This is a genomic window from Halofilum ochraceum (genome assembly GCF_001614315.2).
Lineage (GTDB): Bacteria > Pseudomonadota > Gammaproteobacteria > XJ16 > Halofilaceae > Halofilum > Halofilum ochraceum.
Window position 1 is genome coordinate 704,419 of the sequence record NZ_LVEG02000001.1, and the last position, 19,711, is coordinate 724,129.

The window sequence follows — 19,711 nt, forward strand, 5'->3', positions numbered from 1 at the left end:
CTCCTTACCGTCGCCGGGGTCAGGCGGAGCCGGCCTTGATGAGAATGACGCCCGTGACGATCAGTACGAACCCGATGATCTTGATGGCGCCGAGTGTTTCACCGAAGAACAGGGCGCCGACAATCGCGACGCCGATCACGCCCAGGCCCGCCCAGACGCCGTAGACGAAACCCACCGGCAGCGTGCGCAGCGTCAGCGCGAGCAGCCAGAACGCGATCGCGTAGCCGCCGACCACCACCAGACCGGGGGCCAGTCGCGTCATGCCGTCCGAGGCCTTGAGGGCGGATGTCGCCACGACCTCGCTGAGGATCGCGAGTCCCAGCAGGAACCAGGTAAGTGCAGCGGTCATGGGCGCGTCAGTTTTTCCAGTCGTTCGATCACGCCGGGGCGTTCGTCGTCGGACAGCACCGGCAGGCCGAAGATATCGCTGAGCCAGAGCCCGTCCGCGGCGAGTCGGGCAATCTGGGCGTTGGCCGGATCGATACCGTCGTCATGCAGCCGTTCGCGCCAGGTCGCCTGGCGGTCGCGCAGACTGGCGGTGAGATCCGGGCGGGTCGCGCCCGCGGCCAGTAGCGCGACACCGAGGCGGCCCGTCGGATCGTTCGCGGGCACATCGTCGACGGCGCAGGCGCGGATATAGCCGCGCGCCCAGCTCCCGGGTTCCGTATCGGTCGTCCGGTGCGCCTGGATGCGGGTCTCCGTGACTTCGATCAGGCGGTCTACCATCGCCATCAAGAGTGCTTCCTTGGTGCCGAAGTGATACAGCAGCCCGCCCTTGCTGAGCCCGGCCGCTTGCGCCACCGCCTCAAGCGTGAGCCCGGCGGCTCCGCGCTCGAGCACGACCTGACCGGCGGCTTCCAGAATGCGTGTACGGGTGTCTTCGCTTGCCATGGTGGGAGTATACCGTCTGGACGGTATAGTTGAAACCGGTTGTAGTTTGAGGCGGCAGGCGGCAGGCCAAGGGCCAAGGGCCAAGGGCGAAGGGCGAAGGGCGAAGGGCGAAGGGCGAAGGGCGAAGGGCGAAGGGCGAAGGGCGAAGGGCGAAGGGCGAAGGGCGAAGGGCGGGGTGTGGCGATGGGGGTCTTTCAACCGGGGGTGGCGCGGGTATACACTCTCGCGCCCGGTCGACGGCCGACCGGGCTTCGATGGTGGGCCGTATCCGTCCCCCCGCAACGAAACGTCGTGAACCCCGTCAGGCCCGGAAGGGAGCAGCGGCAGCGGCGATCTTCGGGTGCCGGGGTGTGGCGGATGCGGGCCACCGCCCTTACCCTGACGTACCCGTGGCGGTTACTCAGCGACCCGCACGCTCAGTATAATCACGGGCCACGTACCCGCCGCCGGGGTTCCTGCCCGCATGAGCTATGAAGTCCTTGCCCGCAAGTGGCGCCCCCGCAGTTTTCCGGAACTGGTCGGCCAGGATCATGTGCGCCGCGCCCTGGTCAATGCGCTCGACAACGACCGCATGCATCACGCGTATCTGTTTACCGGCACCCGCGGTGTCGGCAAGACCACGATCGCGCGCATCCTCGCCAAGAGCCTGAACTGCGAAACGAACGGCGTCTCCAGCGAACCCTGCGGTACCTGTTCCGCCTGCACCGAGATCGATGAGGGCCGGTTCGTCGATCTGATCGAGGTCGACGCCGCCTCGCGCACGAAGGTCGACGAGACCCGCGAGCTGCTGGACAACGTCCCGTACGCGCCCTCGCGCGGGCGCTACAAGGTGTACCTCATCGACGAGGTGCACATGTTCTCCAACCACAGTTTCAACGCCCTGCTGAAGACGCTGGAGGAACCGCCGCCGCACGTGCGCTTCCTGCTGGCGACGACCGACCCGCAGAAGGTGCCGGTCACGGTCCTGTCGCGCTGTCTGCAGTTCAATCTGCGCCTCATGCCGGTGGCCGCGATCACCGATCACCTGGAACGCATCCTCGCGGCCGAGGGGGTCGAGTTCGAGACGGCCGCGCTGGGGCAGATCGCGCGCTCGGCGAGCGGCAGCATGCGTGACGCGCTGTCGCTGCTCGACCAGGCGATCGCCTTCGGTGAGGGGACCGTACGCACTGCCGACGTCGAGGGCATGCTGGGCACGCTGTCACGCGAGCGGCTGTTCTCTCTGGTCGAGGCGCTCGCCGACGCCGACTCCGCGCGGCTCATGACGGAGATCGACGAGCTGGCACGGGCGGCCAGCGATCTTGAGCCCGTGCTCGCCGATCTGCTGGCGTTGCTCCATCAACTGGCGATCGCTCAGACGGTGCCGGACGCCGTCGACGAGTCCGTCGCGGATGTCGAGCGCGTGCGCGAGCTGGCGGCGAGAGTCAGCCCGGAAGACGTTCAGCTGTATTACCAGATCGGGACCCTCGGGCGACGCGAACTGCCCTGGGCGCCGGATCCGCGTAGCGGTCTGGAGATGACCCTGCTGCGCATGCTGGCGTTCCGGCCAGCCGGTAGCGGCGATTCCGGGGGCAGTGACTCCCCGGGCAATGCGGCGGCTGGCGGGGCAGCGGCCGGAGGCGGTCGTGCACCCGGCGGCCCGTCTGGCACGACGGCGCGGCCGACGGGCAGCGACGCCGCGCCGTCCACGTCGCCGGCGGGTCAATCGGGGAGCGCCACGCCGCCGCGCTCGGCCCGTGAGGCCATGGCTCGCGCGCGCGAGCAGACCGCGGCGGAACCGGCGGCCGCCGCGGCGAAGCCGGAAGCGGCGCCGGAATCGGCCCCGGCGTCGGGAATGGAACCTGAGCCGATACCGGATCCGACGCCGGCCCCCGGTACCGAAGGCAATGCGAACGAATCCCATGCCAGCGCCGCCGAACCGGCCCCGGCAGAGCAGACGCGGACAGCCCCGTCGGTCGCCAGCTCGGCCGCGGTTGCGGACGCGTCCGAGGATCCGGTGCGGGACTGGGAAGGCACCGTGCGTGGACTGGAACTCCGCGGCCTGGCCGGGGAACTGGCCGCGAACTCTGCTCCGCTCGAGTGGTCGGACGGCCGGTTACGGCTGGCCCTGTCCGCCGAGCATGCGCATCTCGGCAGTGAGCGTTATCGTCAACGTCTCGAGGAAGCGCTGGGAGAAAGTCTCGGCGAACGTGTCCGCATCGAACTCGTGGACGACACGGCCGAGCGCGGCGAAACGCCGGCGGAGGCTGAACGGCGCCGGGTGGATACCCGGCATGCCGAGGCGGAGGAGGCCATCCAGGGCGACCCCGTGGTACAGGCCTTCCAGGAGCATTTCGGCGCCGAGGTCGAACAGGGCAGCGTCCGCCCGGCCGCCGATCCCGGATCGGCGGATGGCAATCACTGACAGAGGATCGAACGATGAAAGGCGAACTAGGCAAGCTCATGCAGCAGGCCCAGAAGATGCAGGAGCAGATGCAGGAGGCCCAGCAGGAGATGGCCAACATGGAGGTCGAGGGCGCGGCCGGTGGCGGTATGGTTAAGGTCACCATGACCGGCAAGCACGAAGTCCGACGCGTGGCCATCGATGACAGCCTGATGGGGGACGACCGCGAGATGCTGGAAGACCTGATCACGGCGGCCATGAACGATGCCGTGCAGAAGGTGGAGGCCGAACAGCAGGAGCGGTTCTCCGGCATGACCTCCGGCCTCGGGTTGCCCGAAGGCTTCAAGATGCCGTTCTGAATGGGTCCCCGGCTCACTATGGGGGCTGCCCGATGATCGGCTCCCCGCTGCTGCGTGAACTCATCGAGGCGCTGCGCTGCATGCCTGGTGTCGGGCCGCGTTCCGCCCAGCGGATCGCATTCCATCTGCTCGAACGCGACCGCCCCGGCGCGCTGCACCTGGCCGACCGTCTGCACGCAGCCATGGAAGGGATCGGCCGCTGCGCGGACTGCCGCACGTTCAGCGAGGCCGAGCGCTGCGAACTCTGCGCGGGTACATCGCGCGACCGCTCGCTGCTGTGCGTCGTGGAAACGCCGGCCGACATCGCGGCGGTGGAGAACTCGACCGCGTACAACGGCCTGTACTTCGTGTTGATGGGGCACCTGTCACCGCTCGACGGCATCGGTCCGGAGGAACTCGGTCTGGATCGCCTCGAGGAGCGGTTCGGTGCGGGCGAGGTGAAAGAGATCATCCTGGCCACGAATCCGACGGTCGAGGGCGAGGCCACGGCCCAGTACGTCAGCGAACGCGCCAAGGCCCACGGCCTGCGCGTCACCCGCATCGCCCACGGCGTCCCGCTCGGCGGCGAACTCGAATACGTCGACGGCGGCACCCTGTCGCACGCCTTTACGGGCCGTCTGGAAGTCTGACGGGAGGAGGCACAACGAGGAAAACCGCCTCTCGCCAAGCACGCCAAGCGCGCCAAGAAAAGCGAACAAAAACAGGGGGACCAAGGAAGCTTTGATCAAGACCGGACAGAGTATTGCGGAACAATGTAGGTCGGGCTTATAGCCCGACAGATCAGGGGCTTGCGAGTGTCGGGCTGTAAGCCCGACCTACAGGACTCCCGGTAATCAGAGGTTCCCTGATCGCTGGAGAGTGTGGCGTTGTCCAGATGCACCGGCAAGCCACAGTCTATTCAGCCCCGGTTTTCTTGGCGGGCTCCGCGTGCTTGGCGAGAGGCGATTTTGAATTCAGGTGCCGGACCATTCGCCACCGAGCAAGACTGGAGATGGCATGACCGAAGAAACGCTGTTTACGAAAATCCGGGATCGGGAGATTCCGTCCGACATCGTCTATGAAGACGACGAGATCTTCGCCTTCCGGGATATCAATCCGCAGGCGCCGACCCATGTGCTGGTCGTGCCGAAGGCGGTCATCCCGACCGTCAACGATCTCGATGAAACACAGGCGGGCCTGATCGGTCGGATGTTTCTGGTCGCGCAGCGGATCGCGCGCGAAGACGGCATCGCCGAATCCGGTTACCGCTTGGTGATGAATACCAATGCGGACGGTGGTCAGACGGTGTTCCATATCCACCTGCACGTGATCGGCGGGCGTACCATGGAGTGGCCTCCCGGCTGAACGCCGGTGGGGCATCCGGGCCGGTCGTGCGCGGCGGATCCGGGGTGTAGAAGCAATGATCGAACGGGAACTGAGCACGGACGGGCGCTTCGGCCGCTATGTGCTGCGGCCGCACCGCTCGGCGACCTGGAGTGACAATCTCTGGCTGGTCGCCGCGGTGGCCCTCATGGCGGTGCCCATCGCGATGGCATGGGCCGTCGCCGGGTTCTGGCTGATCCTGCCACTGTGCGGGCTCGAATTGGCCTTCCTGACGCTCGGCCTGTATATCGTGAACCACTCGCTGCTCGCGCAGGAAGTGATTACGATCGACGAGGATCAGATCACGGTCGAGGCTGGAAAACGGGATGTCGAACGCCGGTTCGAGCTCGCGCGCGACTGGGCCCAGGTGCTCGTGCAGCCCGCCCGTCGGCGCGCCCACCCATCGCGGCTGATCCTGCGCTCGCATGGCCGCGCGGTCGAACTCGGGCGCTTTTTGACCGACGATGAGCGTGACGAACTGGCCGGCGATCTGCGCGGCGTCCTGGCGCAGCCGGGGCATGGTCCCGCCAGGCAAGGGCCCGCGAGGTAAAGGTCCGCCGCGTCGCATTGGTAACAACCGGTTCTTATGCTATAAGAAACCGATCTTACCCCTTCAGTGTTCTCTATTGGTATAGTCACGCGGTCAGAGAGGTCGCCCGACCGGGCGACCGGCGTTCGCTGCATCAAAGGCATTGGAGACCGACAAGATGGGCCTGAGAATTGGTGACAAGGCGCCCGACTTCACGCAGGAGTCGAGCGAAGGCAAGATCAACTTTTACGAGTGGGCGGGTGACAACTGGGTCGTCCTGTTCTCGCACCCGGCCGACTTCACGCCGGTCTGCACCACCGAACTGGGCGTCACGGCGAACCTCAAGGCGGAATTCGAGAAGCGCAACGCCAAGGCGATCGCCGTCAGCGTCGATCCCGTCGATGCCCACAAGGGCTGGATCGGCGATATCAACGAGACGCAGAACACCACGGTGAACTTCCCGCTCCTCGCCGACGAGGACCGGACCGTGGCCGAACTCTACGACATGATCCATCCGAACGAGGACGATGCCTCGACGGTGCGCTCGGTATTCATCATCGATCCGAACAAAAAGATCCGGACGATGATCACGTACCCGAAGAGCACTGGGCGCAACTTCAACGAAGTCGTTCGCGTGATCGATTCGCTGCAGCTGACCGACAATCACAGCGTCGCGACGCCGGCCAACTGGAACGATGGTGAGGACGTCATCATCCTGCCGTCCATCACCGATCCGGACGTCATCAAGGAGAAGTTCCCGAAGGGCTACAAGGAACTGCGCCCGTACCTGCGTGTGACGCCGCAGCCGAACCGCTGAGTTCGGCCGGGCCCGTAAGCCCGGATCCAGACCGCCGATGGAAGGCCGGTGCGGGTTGCCCGCACCGGCCTTTTTCGTGTCTGCAGTCTCCAGATTCCATAACCCGCCTCGTCGAGCCACTGCCTGCCCAGGGCGCCGATTTTCCCGTTGATCGACCCGCTGCGATCGTGTTGTCACTTCGGGTTATATGACTATAATAAATAGGCATAAGTGGCCCCGCGATGCCGCTGCCCGATTCGGGCGCGGCGGACCCACGTTCCACGCCGCTGCACCAGAGGGAGATCTCCATTCGCGATGCCGCCATCGCGGAGGGGCACCTCGCTCACTGCAACCCGCATGATTCGGGGAGTACATGAATCGTTTCGCGATGTTCCGGCCGGGCCTGCTCGACGCACTGGTCGGTTACGACCGGCGGAGTGCGCTGGCCGATCTTACCGCGGGCACGATTACCGCGATCCTGCTGGTCCCGCAGGGTATGGCCTATGCGCTGCTCGCGGGGTTGCCCGCCCAGTACGGGCTCTACGCGGCGATTGTGCCGCCGGCGATGTATGCCGTATTCGGGACCAGTCGGACGTTGGCGGTCGGGCCGGTCGCGGTCGCGGCGTTGATGGTCGCGGATGCACTGGGCGGGTATGCGGGCGACCAGGCCGCCTGGATCGAGGGCGCGATCGTGCTGGCGGCCGAAGTCGGGCTGCTGCTGCTCGTCGCGGGAATGCTCGGGCTCGGTCGCCTGGTGGCCTTCGTCAGTCATCCGGTACTCAGTGGTTTTACCAGTGCGGCGGCGCTGCTCATACTGCTGACGCAGTTCGGGGATCTGCTGGGGATCGATCTGCCCCGCGGCACGGCCCCCACCATCGTGGATGCGGTGATCGCGCGCATCGGTCGAATCGACCCCGCGACGGCCTTCACGGCCCTCGCGGCCATCGCCGCGTTGCTACTCGCCCGCAAACCTCTGCGGCGTGGTCTCGAGTTGCTTGGCGTCCCGGCGGCGACCGCCATGCTGCTCACGCGCGTCGCACCGCTGGTGATCGTGATCGCAGCCACCGCGGGTGTGGCCCTGCTGGCCAACGGTGCGCCCCCGGTCGCGACCGTGGGTGCCATCCCGCCCGGACTGCCGACGCCGAGTCTGGATTTCCTCGGCAGCACCGCCTGGCTCGAGCTGCTGCCCTCGGCGACGCTGATCGCCCTGATCGCGTACGTGGAGAGTGTCACGGTCGCGCAGGTGCTGGCCGCCCGCAGCCGCGAGCGGATTGACCCGAAACGCGAACTGGTCGCTTTGGGTATGGCCAACCTGGGGTCCGCGGTGGCCGGCACGATGCCCGCGGCGGGGGGCTTCTCGCGCTCGATGGTGAACCATGACGCCGGCGCGCGGACGCAGATCGCGGCGCTGGTGACGGCCGCACTCGTGGCCGTCGTGGCGCTGTGGTTTACGCAGTGGTTCGCGACGCTGCCACGCGCGGTACTCGCCGCGATCATCGTGGTCGCGGTGATCCAGCTGATCGATCTGCGCGAGGCGGTCGCCATCGCGCGCTACGACCGCGGCGACGGCGCGACGCTCGGCATCACTTTCGCCGGGGTCCTGGTGTTCGGCATCGAGCCGGGTCTGGTTGCGGGTATCGTGACGTCATTATTGCTGTATGTCTGGCGCACCAGTCGTCCGCATATGGCGATCGTGGGGCGCGTACCGGGCACGGAACATTTCCGCAACGTCCTGCGCCACCCGGTCGAGCAGCACCCGGGCATCGTCATCGTGCGGGTGGACGAAAACATCTACTTCGCGAACACCGAGGCCATACGGCGGTTCGTGTTTGATGCGATCGATCGGGCGGGGACGCCCCACAGCCTGGTGCTGGCGATGACCTCGGTAAGCTATGTCGACAGTTCCGGGCTGGCGCTGCTGGAACGTCTGGAGGAGGACCTCGCCACCCGCGGTGTCGCGCTGCATCTGGCGGAAGTGAAAGGACCGGTAGCGGATCGGTTGATCCGGGTCGACGCGCTGGCGTCACTGTTCGCCGAGCGCGTTCACCTGTCGCTGGAACGCGCCGTATGCGAGACCACCGGCGTCGCCCCCGAGCAACAGGCCAACGAAGCTTGAAGCGGTGCCTGCAACGGGATCGCGTGACGCCATGGGCTAAGCCCCTCGGGCCGACCCCGTACCACGGAAGCGATACCACAGCGGGATCGCGATCATGCCGATCACGAAGGCGAGGGCGGGCGATACGATGGCGATGGCGCCAAGGACGACGATGAACGCCTGATCGGTCGGGGCGTACTGCGCAGGCCGCACGATCCGCACGAGATCGATCGCGGGGATCAGCAGCAGGGTACCCAGCGCGGCATCGGGGATCTGCGCCAGCAGGCGGGTGGTATCGGCCGCGGCGAACAGGCCGAGGCCGAGCAGAGCGACGCCGAGGCCGGCAGGGGCACGCCAGGTGCGGGCGCCGAAGCGGTAGTGCGCGGCCACGCCGCCAGCCCCGTGACACATCGGCAGGGCGCCGAACGGGGCGGTGACCAGATTCATCAATCCGGTGGTGAGGGACAGCCGGCGCATCCGCACGCGGTGCGCGTCGGGATAGTATTCCCGGCCGACCCGCTCGGTGACCATGATGGCGTTGGTCAGCGTGAGCGGGAACTGGGGCAGCGCGATCAGCACGACGCCCGTGATGAGAGCGTCGATACCGGGCAGGTGCGGTGGAATCAGGCCCGCCGCCGGGATCGCCGCCGCCGGGACCGCCCCGCCGATCCACGGCACGGCCGCCAGGCTGGCGCCGAGGACGATCAATGCGACCGGCCATTGCGGCCGCCACAGGAGCAGCACGGCGGCGAGGGCCGCGAGCAGGAAGCCGACCAGCGGCGTGGCGGCCAGCATACCCAGTGCCTTCCAGCCGAGGCTCAGACCGAGGCCCGCCTGCAGGGCGGCGATCACCGGTGCCGGAACAAGCCGGGCGAGACGCGCGATCAGGTCGCCGGACCCGAGGAGGAGGAACACGATCGCGAGTACGAGGCCGCCGCCTATAACGGCCTCGACCGCCGGCGCGGTTGTCACGAGAACGGCGCCGGCGACCTTCATGGGTTGCACCGGAATCGGTGCCCGATAAAAACCGGCGGTGAGCAGATAGGCGATCCCGAAACCCGCCAGCACGCTGCCGGCAGGCAGTCCCCCAACCATGATCGCGCCGATCGTCAGGGGCAGAAACGTGCCGAGGTCGCCGCAGGCGCCGGCCAGTTCGCGCAGCGGATGCGGTTGCCGGGTCGTGGTACTCATCGGTGGGCGGCGGCTACCGTATGGCGGTGGATGAAGTCGCCGAGGGTCTGTCGCCAGCCAGCGTCCAGTTCCAGCGAGGGGTCGTTATGCGAACCGCTCAAGCGCACGCGTTGCGTCGCCCCTGGGCGCACGGCCGCCAGCACATCGGCATGGTCAAACGGGACGATCTCATCATCGGGCGAGTGCGCGATCAGCACGGGGCATTCCACTCGGGCGAGTGCCGCCTCTGTATCGAAATCGTAGCGCGCCAGCCAGCGGGCCGGCAGCCACGGGTAGTGATGGGCCGCGAGGTCGGGCACGGACGTGAAGGCCGATTCGAGCACTAGCCCGGCGGGCTCGTGCCGTGCGGCCAGCCATGCGGCGACGGGTCCGCCGAGAGAACGGCCGAAGATGACGATCCGTTCGGCCGCGTACCCGGCCTCCCCGGTGAGCCACTGCCAGGCCGCGCGCGCGTCGCGGTATAAGCCGTCCTCGTCCGGACTGCCGTCGCTGCGGCCATAACCGCGGTAATCGATCATCAGGGTCGCTGCGCCGAGTTCATGCAGCGCACTCAGGGTGGCGAGGCGGTGGGACATGTCACCGGCGTTGCCATGGAAAAACAACACGACTGGCGCGTCCTCGTCGGGCCCCTCGACAAACCATCCGGCGATACGCACACCGTCATCGGTAGTGAGACTGACATCGCGCCATGACAGGTCGATGAACCCGGGTGTGGCCGGATAATCGCCATGCGTGGGGAAGAAGACCAGGCGCTGCTGAAAGGTGAACAGCAGCAGGCAAATGATGCCATACAGAGCAGCCGCGCCGATGACCAGCGCGGCGATCGTGCCCATGGGAGAGTTTGGTCCGCCGGGTGTGCGGCCGACCGGGGGCATCGGCCGCGCCTCGCCGCCTGACTACTGACCGCCGTCGTTCAGCGGCAGTGTATAAAGGTCGCCCTCAAGGCTGCCGTAGTAGGCCGCGAGGTCGCGCATGTCCTCGTCGGACAGGCCGGAGACCTGGCCACTCATGATCGCGTTCTCGCGTTTGCCCGACTTGTATTCCTTGAGCGTCTGATAGAGGTAGCTCGGATGCTGGCCGGCCAGCTTCGGGTACATCGCGTTCTGCGAGTTGCCCTTTTCGCCGTGACAGGCGGCGCAGGTCTGCGACTTCTCCTTGCCGGCCGCGGGATCACCTGCCGCATGGGCTGCGTTCAATGCGCTCAGCATCATCAGTGCGGCGGTGGCGACGAGTATGGAAATTCGCTGCATGACGGAGTCCTCGAAGGCGTATCGATTTAGCGGGGCTGATCGATCGACGCGAAATACGCCGCGATATCCTGGATTTCCTGCTCGCTCAGGGCACGGGCCTGGGCTTGCATCGTCGGGTGCGGACGGGCACCCGAACGGTACGCTTCGAGGGCGGAGACGATGTACTCGGCATGCTGCCCGCCGATCTTGGGTACCTTGTAGGTCGGATACACGTTGGCCTGATCGGGGATGCCGTGGCAACCGAGGCAGGTCTGTGCCGCATATCGACCCTTCTCCGGGTCACCTTCGGCGTGGGCGGCACCGGTGACCAGCAGCCCGGCCAGCGTTGCCGCGAGCGCGCTCGCGCTTCTTTTTGTCATCGCTCCAATTCTCCGCGTCTGGGTGCGTCGATTGCCCGCGGGGCGACTCGTACCACCGTTTGCCGATGATGGGTCCGTTCGTTTTTCGGGCCGGCCCGATGGGCCGGCCCGCACGGCCCAAAGCCGCCAGTATACACGCTCGTTCGGGCTCTGGGACCCCGCGCCTTCAGTCGAGCAGCGCGTCGGCCTTGGCCGCGCAGATGAAGTCGTTGTCCGACAATCCGCCGATGGAATGGGTCGAGAACTTCACCACGCAGCGGTTATAACCCACCTCGAGATCGGGGTGGTGGTCCTCGCGATTGGCGATCCAGGCCAGGGCGTTCACGAAGGCGATCGTGTGGTAGTAGTTCCGGAATTTGAACGTGCGCGTGATCACGCGTCCGTCGTCGGAAATGGACCAGTCCTCGTGGACCCGGGCCAGGAGCTTCTCCGCCGCGTCGCGTTCCAGCGGGGCGACCCCGCCCTCGCAGGCCTGGCATTTGCGTTCGGTCAGCCGCTCTTCGCTCATGGTAATGCCTCGCAGTGGTCCGGTGTAGGCGGTATCACCGCCATGGAACAGGGATGATTGTACGGTGCCCGCGCGCGTCGCCTCAAACCGGACGCGGCCTTTGGCGGCGCAGGTGCGCGATCCGTTCGGCCGCCGGCGGGTGCGAATCGTGGAATGCCGACCACAGGGGATCGGGTGTCAGGGTGTTCGCGTTCTCGCGGTACAGGTTGATCAGTGCCGAGACCAGGTGGTCGGCCCGGCATTGTGCGGCCGCGAACGCGTCGGCCTCGAATTCGTGCCGGCGCGAAAGCCAGGCGAACAACGGCTGCAGGAAGAAGGTGAATACCGGCAGCACCAGCATGAACAGGGCCAGCGCCGCATGAATCGAAGGCGTGGGGACGCCGAGCGCGGTGTAGAACCACTGCTGTTCCATAAGCCACGCGAGCAGTGCCAGACCGCCGAGACTGGCGAGGGCCATCAGGGCGATGTTCTTCGCGATGTGGTGATGCCGGAAATGACCGAGCTCGTGCGCCAGCACGGCCTCGACCTCATCGGCATCGAGCTGCTCGAGGAGCGTGTCGAAGAACACGATGCGCTTGTTGCGACCCAGGCCACTGAAGTACGCGTTGCCGTGGCCCGAGCGGCGGGAGCCATCGATCACGTAGACGCCGTTGCTGGCAAACCCGCAGCGCGTAAGCAGCGCTTCGATGCGCGTGCGCAGGCCGGTGTCTTCGAGCGGCGTGAAGCGATTGAACAGGGGCGCGATGAAAGCGGGCCACGCCCACACCATCAACAGATTGAAGCCGAGCCATACGGCCCACGCATGAATCCACCAGCCGCTGCCGGCGGCCTGCATCAGCCACAGTATGACGGCGGCCAGGGGCGTGCCCAGGGCCAACAGGAGGCCGCCGGCGCGGAGCTGGTCCGCGATGAAGAGTCCGGGGGTCGTTCGGTTGAAGCCGAAGCGGGCCTCGATCCCGAAAGTGCGCCACACGCGCAGTGGGAGGTCGATCACGGCGCCGACGATCACGACGGTCGCCAGTACGCCGATGCCGGTCACCAGTGGCGGCAGTTCAAGCGCCCGCCATGCCTGATCGACCGCCGCGAGACCCCCGCCAAGCGTCCAGCCCAGCAAAACGATCGCCTCCGTGGCGGTATCAACGACCCCGAGCCGTGTGCGCGCGACCGAATAATCGGCGGCATGCCGGTGGGCCTCGGGTCTGATGGTGTCGGCGAATGCCTCGGGTACCTGATCGCGGTGGCGACGCACCGAAGCGATCTGGCGCCGCGCCAGCCATATCCGGAGGCCGGTCGAGGCCACCAGGGCCACAACAAAAAGTGCGGTCAATGCGTGCATGAGTTCGCGTGCAGGCGGGTGCGTGTTGCTAGAATAGCAACCCCCTCCAATACCGGGAAACAGAATGACCGACGCCACGCAGCGTCTGATCTGGATCGATCTCGAAATGACCGGACTCGATACCCGTCGAGACGCCATCATCGAGATCGCGACCATCGTGACCGACAGTGAACTGGAAATACTCGTGGAAGGACCGGTGCTCGCGATCAGCCAGCCGGAACGCGTGATGGAATCCATGGACGAGTGGAACACGCGCCAGCATGGCCAGTCCGGACTCACCCGGCGGGTACTGGAATCCACGATCGGCTACGCGGCCGCCGAAGGCCGCACGCTCGATTTCCTCCGCGAGTGGGTGGCGCCGGGTGAATCGCCGATGTGTGGTAACAGCATCTGTCAGGATCGGCGTTTTCTCGCCCGCCTGATGCCCGATCTGGAGTCCTTCTTCCATTACCGCAATCTGGACGTCAGTTCCGTCAAGGAACTGGTCAGTCGCTGGTCGCCGGCGCTGCTGGAAGGCATCAGCAAGGAGGGGAACCACTTGGCGCTGGATGATATCCGCGATTCGATCGCCGAACTGCGTTATTACCGGGAACACGCGTTCCGCATCTGATCGCGATCCGATGCGGGGCCCGACGGAGGCGGCCATGCAGCAGCTGATGACGACGCGCGAGGTGGCCGAGTACCTGCGGCTCAAGGAACGCAAGGTATACGAACTGGTACGGACCGGCGCGATCCCCTGCACCCGCGTGACCGGCAAGTGGCTGTTCCCGCGGGCTTTGATCGATCGCTGGCTGTTGGAGCACGGCGAGGGTGGTGCCCGCGAGATGCGCCCGACACCGGCCCAGGTGGTCGCCGGCAGCCACGACCCGCTGCTCGAGTGGGCGGTTCAGGCTTCCGGCTGCGGTCTCGCGCTGCTCTTCGGCGGCAGTCTCGACGGGCTCAGCCGCTTCGCCCGTGACGAGGCGGTCGTGGCCGGCTTGCATATACCGGATCCCGAAGGGGCGGAGGACAATGTCGGCGCCGTGCGCGAGGCCGGCACCGGCCGCGAACCGGTCCTGATCGAATGGGCGCACCGAACCCAGGGGTTGATGGTCGCACCGGGGAATCCGCTGGGCATCAAGGGCCTCGGTGATCTCGTATCGACGGGTGCGCGCCTGATCGATCGTCAGCCCGGCGCGGGCAGCCGGTTGCGGCTCGATCGCCTGCTGGAAGAGGCGGCTATCGCCCGTGCCGATCTGGCAATCGTCGACGAACCGGCGATCAACGAGAACGACGTCGCCCGCGAAGTCCATGCGGGTCATGCCGACGCCGGGCTCGGGATCGAGGCGGCCGCGCGCGAGGCCGGGCTGGAATTCCTGCCGCTGGCCGACGAACGCTTCGATCTGCTGATCGGGCGTCGGGATTACTTCGAGCCGCCATTCCAGAAGCTGCTTGCCATCACCCGGACACGCCGTTTCGCCGATCGGGCGGCGACGCTTGGTGGTTACGATCTGAGCGGGACCGGGGCGGTGCATTACAACGCGCCGTAGGTCGGACTTTTAGTCCGACATGACGAGGTGTCAGCGCTGGATGCGGTTCCTTTTGCTCTCCTCGTTCCCGGAGTGTGTTTTTTTCTGATTGGATACGTGGTTGGGTTTCGCCGGCTGTCGCCGGCGAGCATCTTTCTTTTGCGTGAAAAGAAAGAAGCCAAAGAAAGCACGCCCTGGCTGGCGCGCCCCGCTGCGGTCTGCCGGGGATCATGGCCGGTGGTCCAGGTCTGGAGTGCCCTGCGTCCTGGCGATGCGTCTCCGGGATCCGGGCAGACCCCAGCGGGGTCCCCTGTGCTTCTCGGGGCCGCCGGGGCGCGCAGACGGCACGTCCGTGTGCCGACTGCGCGGACCGGGCTTCCTGCCCGGTCCCCTGACGGGCCTGATCCGGCGGCCCCTGCGATGCTCGGCGCGCCAGACGGGATGGAAACCCGCAGCGCCGAATCCCGTGCAGGAAGGTCCGGCCCGCGAGGGTTTTGACGTCTCCTCCCCATCGACGCCGCCGAGCACGGGCGTGGGCGGCGGAAAAGCCCGGCGCCCCAGCGCCGGGTGGCCGCATGGATGCGGCCATGCGGGCGTCAGGCCATGGATGGCCTGTCGCCCGCACCCCGTCGCCCACGCCCGCGCGCAGGGGACCCCGCCGGCGTTTTCCTTCGGATCCCATCAACGGCGGCCGACCGCGACACGGTCACGGACGTCGAGGCGACTGATCGCCCCGAAAAACGACGGCGGGGCGGCGTCGCCGGGGCACGCTTTCTTTGGTTCCTTTCTTTTCGTGCAAAAGAAAGGAACTCGCCGGCGAAAGCCGGCGAAACCCGAACCACGTATCCAATGAGACAAACATCACACCGAATCGCAGAACGGCACGCCTATGCCGGTCGCCGACGCCGAATGGCCAATCACCCCCGTGCCTCAGACCAACAGTTCCCCCGCCACGAACCGAGCCGCCTCATCGCTCTGCGGCTGATCGAAGAACACGGCTCCGGATGCCTGTTCAACGATCCGCCCGTTATGCATGAACACGACTTCGTCCGCGAGCCGTCGGGCCTGATGGAGGTCGTGGGTGCAGAGGATGATGCGCGTGCCCGCGTCCCGCACGGCCTCGATCGATTCTTCGATCGAGGTCGTCGAGGCCGGGTCGAGGTGCGCCGCCGGTTCGTCCAGCAAGAGGGCGGCCGGGCGCTGGGACCAGGCGCGGGCGATGGCGAGCCGCTGGCGTTCGCCGCCGGATAGGCGGCGGGCGCTCGCGTGCGCCAGGCCCTCGAGGCGAACGTCCGTCAGGGCGCTCCGTATTGCTTCGGCGCGACGTGTGCGTGGGACGCCGGCGATCCTGAGTGCATAGCCGACATTGGCCTCGACGGAGCGCCGCAGCATGACCGGATGCTGCGGGACATAGCCGACGCGGACGCCGAGTTGTCCGATATCCGCCGCGCCCCAGCGCACGCTGCCCCGCGTGGGTGTCAGGAGACCGCGACAGATCCTCAGCAGCAGCGTCTTGCCCGCGCCGTTCGGGCCGAGCAGAACGGTGATCGGGACGCGGCCGATCCGGGTCGTGATGCCGCTCAGCAGTTGCCGGCCACCGGCCGAGAAGCCGATGTTGTCGAGCTCTGCGGGGAAGAGTGCTTCGTCGCGGGCCTTCATACGCCGTACCGCATCCGGCCGAAGCGCGAGACCGTCATGGCGATGCCGTTGATGCCGATCGTCAGGGCGATGAGGATGATGCCGAGCCCCAGGGCCATGCCGAGATTGCCCTTGCTGGTCTCAAGCGTGATCGCGGTGGTCATGACCCGCGTGACGCCGTCGATGTTGCCGCCGACGATGAATACGGCGCCCACCTCGGCGATGGCGCGGCCAAACCCGGCGAGCACGCCGGTGGTCAGGCTGAAGCGGCCTTCCCACAACAGCGTCGGGAGCATCCTCAGGCGGTTGGCGCCGAGTGCGGCGAGATCCTCGCGGTATTCGGCTGCGAGGTCCTCGATCGTCTGACGGGTCAGGGCGGCGATCAGGGGCAGGACTAGGATCGCCTGGGCGATGACCATTGCGCCCGGCGTGAACAGCAGCCCGAACTGGCCGAGCGGACCCGCGCGGGAGAGGAGCAGGTACACCGCAAGGCCGACGACGACCGGGGGCAGGCCCATGAAGGCATTGAGGATGGTGATCGGGATACCGCGTCCGCGGAAGCGCGCAAGCGCCAGCGTGGCACCCAGCGGGAGCGCGATCAGCGTGCCGATAATGACTGCCGTCACACTGACGCGCAGCGACAGCGCGACGATCCCGAGGATGTCGGGGTCAAGCGCGATCAGCAGGTTGCCTGCCTCCACGAATGCGCGCGCGAATTCACCCACTACACCACTCCGTCGAACCCCGACAGCCACGGGCGCGCAGCGCCCGCGGTCGGGCCTCTGATCGACCGCGCCTGGCAGGGCAGCCAGGAGATGCAAGTAGCAGAATTCTGCGGCTGAGGCAGTCTTAACGCAATGGAAAGCGGAAAGCTGAAGAGAGAACCGGTGAATGCAGATTTATGCGCGCTCTAGTCCCGGTGTCGTGGTTGGTGTTCAGGATTCCACGGGTGTGTCGTCCCGGTTGCCCCAGTCGGACCACGAGCCGGGATAGCCGCACGCACGGGGGTAACCGAGGATCCGGAGGAGGGCGTAGCTGAAAGCGGAACGATGGTGGGTGTGGCAGTACGCCACCACCTCGCGATCGGGGGTGACCCCGATCGCCTCCAGCTCTGCACGCACGTCGTCGAGCGGCCGCAGGCGCAGATCGCGGGCCGGATCCATTGCCCGGGTCCACTCGTAATGCGCGGCGCCCGGGATGTGACCGCCCCGGGCCGCGCGCAGCGTGCTGCCGTCGTACTCGCCGGGCGAGCGGGCATCGAGGCAGACGAAGTCGTCATCGCCAAGGCGCTGCATGATGTCCTCGGCGACCCGCACATTGGCGCGGTCGCCGGTGCCCGCCAGCGTACCGGTTTCCGGGTTGGCGCCCGGACCGGTTTCCAGCGGGTATCCCTCGTGAACCCAGGCGCGAAGACCGCCATCGAGGATGGCCGTGCGTTCGTGCCCCAGGGCGTCGAGTGTCCACATCAGGCGCCCGGCGGCGCCGCCGCCCTCGGCGTCCATCGCCACGACGCGCACACCGGGGCCGATCCCGGCCGCGCGGAGCACGCGCAGCAGGGTGGCGTCATCGGGCAGCAGTCCGCCCACCGGCGGGCGGGAGCTCACGAGCTCGCCATACGGCAGGTGGACGGCTCCCGGGACGTGGTGCTCGCCGAAGACCTCGCCGGGACTCAGGTCGATTACGCGGACCGTGGGATCGTCTAGCCGCTCGACCAGCGTGGCCGGGTCCAGAAGAAGGGGCAGATCATCAGTCTTGGACATGGTTCAGGCACTCCCGGCGCTGGAGACGGGGTCGACGCTCCGGGCGGGCGGCGTGAGCACGGTCTGCGCCGCGACCGGCGAGCGCTCCGGATAATCGATCGTGAAATGCAGGCCGCGGCTCTCGCGCCGCGCGGCGGCGCTGCGGATGATCAGGTCGGCCACCAGCGCGAGGTTGCGCAGTTCCAGCAGGTCGTTGGTGACCCGGAAATTGCCGTAATACTCGGCGATCTCGCCGAGCAGCAGGTCGATGCGGTGGCGCGCACGCTCCAGACGTTTGTCGCTGCGGACGATGCCGACGTAGTCCCACATGAACCGCCGCAGCTCGTCCCAGTTGTGCGAAACGACCACTTCCTCGTCCGAGTTGGTCACTCGGCTTTCATCCCACGGCGGGATGATGTCGGTGGTACCGAACTCGTCAAGCCGTCCGGCGATGTCCCGCGCCGCGGCGCGGGCAAAGACCAGGCACTCGAGCAGTGAGTTGCTGGCCATGCGGTTGGCGCCATGGAGGCCGGTACACGCGGTCTCGCCGATCGCGTACAGACCCTCGAGATCGGTGTGGCCGGCGCGGTCGGTCATGACGCCGCCGCAGGTGTAGTGGGCGGCGGGGACCACGGGAATCGGATCACGCGTCATGTCGACGCCGAACTCCAGGCATTTGGCCTGGATGTTCGGGAAATGTTCGTGGATGAATTCGCCACCGCGATGCGAGATGTCCAGGTACAGGCAGTCCGCGCCCAGGCGTTTCATCTCATGGTCGATCGCGCGCGCGACGATATCGCGCGGTGCCAGTTCGGCGCGCGCATCGAAGCGGTCCATGAAACGCGAGCCGTCGGGTAGCAGCAGCTTGCCGCCCTCGCCACGAACGGCCTCCGAGATCAGGGCGGACTTGGCGCGCGGGTGGTACAGGCAGGTCGGATGGAACTGCATGAATTCCATGTTTCCGATCCGGCAGCCGGCGCGCCACGCCATGGCGATGCCGTCGCCGGTCGCGCCATCCGGGTTGCTGGTGTACAGATACACCTTGCTGGCGCCGCCGGTCGCGAGGACGACCGCGCGGGCGCGGATCGTCTCGACCCGCCCGTCGCGGGTCTCGAGCACGTAGGCCCCCACACAGCGGCGCTGACCATCAACGCCGCGCGCGGTGATGAGGTCAACGGCGTTGCGGTTCGGCAGCAGTTCGATATTGGGGTGCGCCTGTGCGCGTTCGATCAACACCGTCTCGACCGCGCGCCCGGTGGCATCAGCGGCATGGATGACGCGCCGATGCGCATGGCCGCCTTCGCGCGTGAGGTGGTAGGGCGCATCGCCGCCGGCGGGCTCGCGCGTGAAGGCGACACCGAGCGATTCCAGCCAGTCGATGCACTCCGGGCCGTGCTCGACGGTGAATCGGACGGTGTCGGCGTCACAGAGGCCCGCCCCCGCATCGAGCGTATCGTCGATGTGGGAGTCGAAGCTGTCGCTGCCGTCCAGTACAGCGGAGATGCCGCCCTGGGCGTACCAGGTATTGCCTTCCGGCAGTGGACCCTTCGCCAGCACCGTTACGCGTGCATGCTCCGCGGCATGCAGGGCGAATGTGAGTCCCGCGGCACCGCTGCCGAGGACGAGTACGTCGGTCTCGAGGGCGTCGGCCATCGCTTGTCCGTCCGATAGGGGCTGTGTATTTTGGCACGACACGTGCCGGGTGTCGCAGTCCCCGGTCATCTCCGATCGTCCGGAAACCTTTGCCTGCCATGACTGTCTACCTCAGTG

The 19,711-nt window shown here is 67.0% G+C and carries 21 protein-coding genes and 1 other RNA gene; 10 read left to right on the forward strand and 12 right to left on the reverse strand.

The annotated features are described in order from the left end of the window. Positions 1-19 precede the first annotated feature (19 nt). Positions 20-349 carry a DMT family transporter gene (locus A0W70_RS03145; RefSeq protein WP_070988176.1) on the reverse strand — a complete coding sequence of 110 codons (330 nt, stop codon included), beginning with the start codon at positions 347-349 and terminating at the stop codon, positions 20-22. After that, positions 346-891: a TetR/AcrR family transcriptional regulator gene (locus A0W70_RS03150; RefSeq protein ID WP_070988177.1), complete on the reverse strand. Its 546-nt coding sequence runs from the start codon at positions 889-891 to the stop codon at positions 346-348. The genes A0W70_RS03145 and A0W70_RS03150 overlap by 4 nt, the downstream gene beginning before the upstream one ends. Before the next feature lie 265 nt (positions 892-1,156). Here A0W70_RS03150 and ffs point away from each other — a divergent pair. From ffs to A0W70_RS03190, 8 genes are all read left to right on the forward strand, one after another. Further along, positions 1,157-1,254, forward strand: an RNA gene (gene ffs, locus A0W70_RS03155) — signal recognition particle sRNA small type. Between the two features lie 100 nt (positions 1,255-1,354). Then, complete coding sequence (gene dnaX / locus A0W70_RS03160; protein ID WP_070988178.1) at positions 1,355-3,292, forward strand: DNA polymerase III subunit gamma/tau; 1,938 nt, start codon at positions 1,355-1,357, stop codon at positions 3,290-3,292. 14 nt (positions 3,293-3,306) lie between these two features. After that, positions 3,307-3,630 (forward strand): YbaB/EbfC family nucleoid-associated protein, encoded by a 324-nt coding sequence (locus A0W70_RS03165; protein WP_070988179.1) that lies wholly within the window; start codon positions 3,307-3,309, stop codon positions 3,628-3,630. A gap of 32 nt (positions 3,631-3,662) precedes the next feature. Continuing rightward, positions 3,663-4,259 carry a recombination mediator RecR gene (gene recR, locus A0W70_RS03170; protein WP_070988180.1) on the forward strand — a complete coding sequence of 199 codons (597 nt, stop codon included), beginning with the start codon at positions 3,663-3,665 and terminating at the stop codon, positions 4,257-4,259. Positions 4,260-4,626: 367 nt separating this feature from the next. Then, positions 4,627-4,974 (forward strand): histidine triad nucleotide-binding protein, encoded by a 348-nt coding sequence (locus A0W70_RS03175; RefSeq protein ID WP_070988181.1) that lies wholly within the window; start codon positions 4,627-4,629, stop codon positions 4,972-4,974. A 55-nt stretch (positions 4,975-5,029) separates the two neighbouring features. Further along, positions 5,030-5,542 carry a DUF2244 domain-containing protein gene (locus A0W70_RS03180; protein WP_070988182.1) on the forward strand — a complete coding sequence of 171 codons (513 nt, stop codon included), beginning with the start codon at positions 5,030-5,032 and terminating at the stop codon, positions 5,540-5,542. A gap of 157 nt (positions 5,543-5,699) precedes the next feature. Continuing rightward, positions 5,700-6,338, forward strand: coding sequence for a peroxiredoxin (locus A0W70_RS03185; RefSeq protein ID WP_070988294.1), 639 nt, complete (start codon positions 5,700-5,702; stop codon positions 6,336-6,338). A gap of 352 nt (positions 6,339-6,690) precedes the next feature. Continuing rightward, on the forward strand, positions 6,691-8,433 hold the full coding sequence (locus A0W70_RS03190) for a SulP family inorganic anion transporter (protein ID WP_245675794.1): 1,743 nt from the start codon (positions 6,691-6,693) through the stop codon (positions 8,431-8,433). A gap of 36 nt (positions 8,434-8,469) precedes the next feature. Here the strand turns inward: A0W70_RS03190 and A0W70_RS03195 are convergent, their stop codons facing one another. The 6 genes from A0W70_RS03195 to A0W70_RS03220 form a co-directional block, all read right to left on the reverse strand. Further along, positions 8,470-9,603: a putative sulfate/molybdate transporter gene (locus tag A0W70_RS03195; protein WP_070988183.1), complete on the reverse strand. Its 1,134-nt coding sequence runs from the start codon at positions 9,601-9,603 to the stop codon at positions 8,470-8,472. Beyond that, positions 9,600-10,436 (reverse strand): alpha/beta hydrolase, encoded by an 837-nt coding sequence (locus A0W70_RS03200; RefSeq protein WP_070988184.1) that lies wholly within the window; start codon positions 10,434-10,436, stop codon positions 9,600-9,602. Before A0W70_RS03200 ends, A0W70_RS03195 begins: the two co-directional genes overlap by 4 nt. A 63-nt stretch (positions 10,437-10,499) precedes the next feature. Continuing rightward, positions 10,500-10,853 carry a c-type cytochrome gene (locus tag A0W70_RS03205; protein ID WP_070988185.1) on the reverse strand — a complete coding sequence of 118 codons (354 nt, stop codon included), beginning with the start codon at positions 10,851-10,853 and terminating at the stop codon, positions 10,500-10,502. A gap of 26 nt (positions 10,854-10,879) precedes the next feature. Further along, entirely contained in the window at positions 10,880-11,212 is a 333-nt protein-coding gene (locus tag A0W70_RS03210; protein WP_070988186.1) for a c-type cytochrome, read from the reverse strand. A 166-nt stretch (positions 11,213-11,378) separates the two neighbouring features. Next, complete coding sequence (locus A0W70_RS03215; RefSeq protein WP_070988187.1) at positions 11,379-11,720, reverse strand: 4a-hydroxytetrahydrobiopterin dehydratase; 342 nt, start codon at positions 11,718-11,720, stop codon at positions 11,379-11,381. 82 nt (positions 11,721-11,802) lie between these two features. Next, positions 11,803-13,056 carry a M48 family metallopeptidase gene (locus A0W70_RS03220; RefSeq protein ID WP_070988188.1) on the reverse strand — a complete coding sequence of 418 codons (1,254 nt, stop codon included), beginning with the start codon at positions 13,054-13,056 and terminating at the stop codon, positions 11,803-11,805. A 64-nt stretch (positions 13,057-13,120) separates the two neighbouring features. Between A0W70_RS03220 and orn the strand changes: the two genes are divergently transcribed. Beyond that, positions 13,121-13,666: an oligoribonuclease gene (gene orn / locus A0W70_RS03225; RefSeq protein ID WP_070988189.1), complete on the forward strand. Its 546-nt coding sequence runs from the start codon at positions 13,121-13,123 to the stop codon at positions 13,664-13,666. 34 nt (positions 13,667-13,700) lie between these two features. Next, positions 13,701-14,585 (forward strand): helix-turn-helix transcriptional regulator, encoded by an 885-nt coding sequence (locus tag A0W70_RS03230; protein WP_070988296.1) that lies wholly within the window; start codon positions 13,701-13,703, stop codon positions 14,583-14,585. 909 nt (positions 14,586-15,494) lie between these two features. Here the strand turns inward: A0W70_RS03230 and A0W70_RS03235 are convergent. The 4 genes from A0W70_RS03235 to nadB all read right to left on the reverse strand — a co-directional run bounded on the left by A0W70_RS03235 (position 15,495) and on the right by nadB (position 19,594). Then, positions 15,495-16,223, reverse strand: a complete 729-nt coding sequence (locus A0W70_RS03235) for an ATP-binding cassette domain-containing protein (protein WP_070988190.1) — start codon at positions 16,221-16,223, stop codon at positions 15,495-15,497. After that, complete coding sequence (locus A0W70_RS03240; RefSeq protein WP_070988191.1) at positions 16,220-16,927, reverse strand: ABC transporter permease; 708 nt, start codon at positions 16,925-16,927, stop codon at positions 16,220-16,222. The genes A0W70_RS03235 and A0W70_RS03240 overlap by 4 nt, the downstream gene beginning before the upstream one ends. 210 nt (positions 16,928-17,137) lie before the next feature. Further along, positions 17,138-17,962 (reverse strand): sulfurtransferase, encoded by an 825-nt coding sequence (locus A0W70_RS03245; protein ID WP_070988192.1) that lies wholly within the window; start codon positions 17,960-17,962, stop codon positions 17,138-17,140. A 3-nt stretch (positions 17,963-17,965) separates the two neighbouring features. Further along, positions 17,966-19,594 (reverse strand): L-aspartate oxidase, encoded by a 1,629-nt coding sequence (nadB, locus tag A0W70_RS03250; RefSeq protein WP_070988193.1) that lies wholly within the window; start codon positions 19,592-19,594, stop codon positions 17,966-17,968. Positions 19,595-19,711: the final 117 nt, after the last annotated feature.